This is a genomic window from Prochlorococcus marinus str. GP2, from assembly GCF_000759885.1.
Lineage (GTDB): Bacteria > Cyanobacteriota > Cyanobacteriia > PCC-6307 > Cyanobiaceae > Prochlorococcus_A > Prochlorococcus_A marinus_J.
On the sequence record NZ_JNAH01000009.1, the window covers coordinates 1 to 1,469 of the forward strand.

1 protein-coding gene and 1 pseudogene are annotated in these 1,469 nt (G+C 38.9%); both read right to left on the reverse strand.

All coding sequences use genetic code 11. From position 1 onward, the window contains the following. Positions 1-267 (reverse strand): annotated as a pseudogene (locus tag EU91_RS0108930) (porin); the annotation flags it as partial. Positions 268-418: 151 nt separating this feature from the next. Then, a partial coding sequence (locus EU91_RS00095; protein ID WP_032525272.1) for a porin occupies positions 419-1,469 on the reverse strand: 1,051 nt, incomplete at its 5' end.

A 1,469-nucleotide genomic window follows, 5' to 3' on the forward strand; every position in this document is an offset into this window, starting at 1 on the left:
AGCACCAATTGCCATATCTACAGAGAAAGATGCAGTTGTTGTTGTTGAGAATCCACCATCATAACTAGTATCAACTAATCCTTCCCCACCAGCCAATAAAGTTGATTCAATTGATGGATTATTATTAAAAGAATCAGCTAATTCAATATTCTCTACATCAGAGTAATTTGAAATATCATTGAGGTTAACCTCATTAGCATTAGCAGAAATAGGTGACAATAAACCTAAAGCTGCAGGTGCTACCAGCAAACGCTGAAAAAGTTTCATTTGTTTGTTCCTCACACAGGATTACAAACTATATAATAGTACTTTTTAAAAAATTTGGTAGTGCATATCAGACAAAAAAAAAATAGGCATAAAAAAGGCCTGCGATAAGCAGACCTTCTTGTGTGTAAGATTTTTAATTTAGATTCAAGATTTAGAAACTAAATGATGTTTTTACTACAACACCTGTTTCGTCTTCTGCTCCAGCTTGGTTATGTTCAATGATGAATAGAGCAGGAGTGATAGTCATACTATCGTTAACATTGTAAGTATAGAAGACTTCATAGGCCATGTCTTCATCAACGCCTTCATTCTGTGGTCCATCAGAGCCCAATGCAACTCCAAGAGTTCCATTTCCGAGCTCGTCCCACTGAAGTCCAACAAACCACTGAGTTGTCTCTTGATCATCAGCTCCAACTTGCTCGACTTCACCGAATTCGTATCCAACACTGACTGAAGGAAGATTACTTGCGAAAGTATAGTAACCGTTTAGACCCCATCCTGTTGCAACATCTAAGTCTGCATAAGTGATAGAAACACCATAGTTATCAGCTGTATATGTAAGCTGACCACCAACGAAGTCTGTACCTTCTATAGTACCTAGTCCAGCGGCATCAGATCCCTGACCGTTATAACCAACAGCACCAGTAAATCCATTACCGATGTCATAAGCTGCAGAGAAACCAACTGTTCCAGCTACTGCGTGACCTGTTGCTGTGAAAGCAGTAGAGAAGTTACCACAATCATCAAGTGTATTAGTGAATCCACCATATACACAAGCTGTACTGTAAAGAGCACTACCACTTGTTGAATCACCAACTAAAACTGTTAGCTTATCTCCTAATGGGAATGTATAACTAATACCATCAACTGTTAATGCGTCATTAGTTGTAGAGTTCAAATCTAATTGAGCAAGTGCAGATTGGTTAGAACCAGCTTTAAGAGCTGCTGCAAGAGTATCTTCACCAGTAAATGATGTTGAAAGATCCATTTGGTAACCGTAGACAGCTGTAAGAGCTTCGCTAGTGGTGTTACCATCAACAGCACCAATTGCCATATCTACAGAGAAAGATGCAGTTGTTGTTGTTGAGAATGAACCAGCTTCAAAGTCGTTAAGTCTAGCTTCAAGACCATCAACACGACTATTTGTAACTGCAAGTTCTTCTGCAGGTGCGAAATCATTAATTGTGATTTCGTTTGCTGTA